The 2,604-nt window shown below is 40.3% G+C and carries 2 protein-coding genes; both read left to right on the top strand.

Annotated elements, in window-relative coordinates; translation table 11 throughout:
• Nucleotides 1-1,611: DNA gyrase subunit A (locus tag VXQ92_RS15630; protein ID WP_416682418.1), on the top strand; the 1,611-nt coding region annotated here is incomplete at its 5' end.
• Between the two features lie 297 nt (nucleotides 1,612-1,908).
• Nucleotides 1,909-2,604, top strand: a 696-nt coding sequence (locus VXQ92_RS15625) for an AMP-binding protein (RefSeq protein WP_416682416.1), incomplete at its 3' end; no start/stop codon positions are given.

Here is a 2,604-nt window from a genome sequence, read left to right as displayed (position 1 = left end):
CAAACCTCGGACGAAAAATTAGCTGAATATATTCCGGCTCCGGATTTACCAACCAAAGCTGAAATTATTACCCCGCCAGAAGAATTACTCAAAATCCAGACCACTGGTCGTGGCAGTTACCGTATGCGAGCGGTATATACCATTGAGAAAAATGAAATCGTAATTACTGAACTGCCATATCAAGTCTCTGGTTCTAAGGTAATTACTCAAATTGCTGACCAGATGCAGGCTAAAAAGCTGCCATTAGTCGTTGATGTGCGTGATGAATCGGATCATGAAAACCCGACACGACTCGTGATTGTACTGCGCTCTAACCGTATTGATGCGGAAGCAGTGATGAGCCACTTATTTGCGACCACTGATTTAGAATCAAGCTATCGTGTCAATTTAAACATGATTGGCGAAGATGGCCGTCCTCAGGTGAAATCAATTCGTCGTATTTTGCTTGAATGGATCGAGATCCGTAAAAAAACGGTAACTCGTCGTTTACAGTACCATTTAAACCGTATTGAAAAGCGCCTGCATATTTTGGCAGGTCTTTTAATTGCTTATCTCGATATTGATACAGTCATTCGTATTATTCGTGAAGAAGACCAGCCTAAGCCAGTCTTGATGGAACACTTCAATATTGATGAGATACAGGCCGAAGCGATTTTAGAGCTTAAATTACGTCATTTGGCAAAGCTTGAAGAGATGGAAATTCGTCATGAACAAGATGAGCTTTCCGCGAAAGCTGCCATTATTCGTGAACAACTCGAAAATCCTGAATCTTTAAAAAACCTGATTATCAGTGAATTAAAAGAAGATGCGAAAAAGTTCGGTGATGAGCGCCGTTCTCCAATTGTTGCACGTGCTGAAGCGGTTCAAATTAAAGAACAGGATTTAATGCCAGCTGAAACGGTAACAGTCGTGTTGTCTGAAGCAGGCTGGGTTCGTGAGGCAAAAGGTGCGGATGTGGATGCTGAAAATCTGAACTACCGTGCTGGGGACCAATATTTAAGTCATGCTGTCGGTAAAACCAATCAGCGAGTTTACTTCCTTGATGAAACAGGGCGCAGCTATGCCTTGCCAATTAGTAACTTACCTTCAGCGAGAGGCTTGGGGGATCCATTAAGTTCTAAATTATCACCAGCAAGTGGCGTATCGTTTATTCAGGTTTATTTAGATGATGATGAGTCTGAATTGATTGCTGCAAGTTCGGCAGGTTATGGTTTTAAAACGCAAACCAAGCAATTAGATACCAATGCGAAAGCCGGTAAGACATTCTTAACGGTTCCGGATAAGGCAAAGGCTTTACCACTCATTTCTGCCCAAAACATGACGCATTTGGCTGTACTGAGCTCAGCAGGGCGTTTGTTAATTTTAGATTTGGCAGAACTACCAAATTTAAATAAAGGTAAAGGTAATAAGTTGATACAACTTGAAGGCAAAGAGCAAATTTTATCCATGACAACCCTGAACTTAGATGAAATAATTCAGGTGGTTGCAGGTCAACAACATCTCAAATTAAAAGGTGATGATCTACAAAAATACATGGGTAAACGTGCTTCGAAAGGTCAGCTCTTACCACGTGGATATCAAAAAGCAAATAAACTGTTGATTCAGAGATAAAGCTAGCGTCTGGCAACATAAATACGCTATATATGGCAACATGTTCAAGCAATGAACTGAACTTGTTGGTATTGAATAATGATTAAAAGGGCAGCAATTTGGAGTACGTAATTTGTACTCCATGCAAAAAATTTGGCAGGCTTAAATTGTCAAAACTTCTGTCTCATAATCTTGTTCGAAAGTGTCATGAATGTGCCAATAAGTTTTAAATATGTTCTGGCACCAAGAAGCTAAAGAATAGCTGGGGCATTGAATAACAGTTATTACTAAGGATTACGAATCGGAGATAATGGCATTATGGAAAAGATTTGGTTTGCAGAATACCAAAAGACAGGGATTCCAGAAACAGTAGCATTGCCTGCAGAAAATACCTCACTTGTTGATATTTTTGAGCGTAATTTCCAAAAATTTGGTTCTCGTGATGCCTTTATCTTTATGGATAAAGCCATGTCATTTAACGAGTTGGAGCTTGCAAGCCGTAAGTTCGCGACCTATTTGCAAAATTTGGGGTTAGCAAAAGGTACGCGTGTGGCAGTAATGATGCCAAACGTGCTGCAGTATCCTGTAGTGGCATTGGCAGTCTTACGTGCAGGCTTGGTTTTAGTGAATGTTAACCCACTATATACTGCGCGTGAACTTGAGCATCAGTTAAATGACTCAGGTGCAGAAGTGCTCGTTATTATCGAGAACTTTGCAAGTGTTTACCAAAGCATTTTGGGTAAAACTCCAGTGAAGCATGTAGTTGTTGCTTCTGTCGGAGATATGCTAGGTACACTGAAAGGTACTTTGGTGAACTTTGTTTTACGTAAAGTCCGTAAACAAATTCCAGCTTGGAATATTCCTGGGCATGTTAAATTTAACAGTGCATTAAATAAAGAAAATCCAAGCAATTATAAACGTCCGACTTTAACTTTAAGTGATACTGCCGTGCTTCAATATACTGGTGGTACAACGGGTGTTTCAAAAGGTGCTGAGCTGACTCACCGCAATTTG

This window comes from Acinetobacter sp. 228 (genome assembly GCF_048147885.1).
This window is presented reverse-complemented; position numbering and strand designations above follow the sequence as displayed.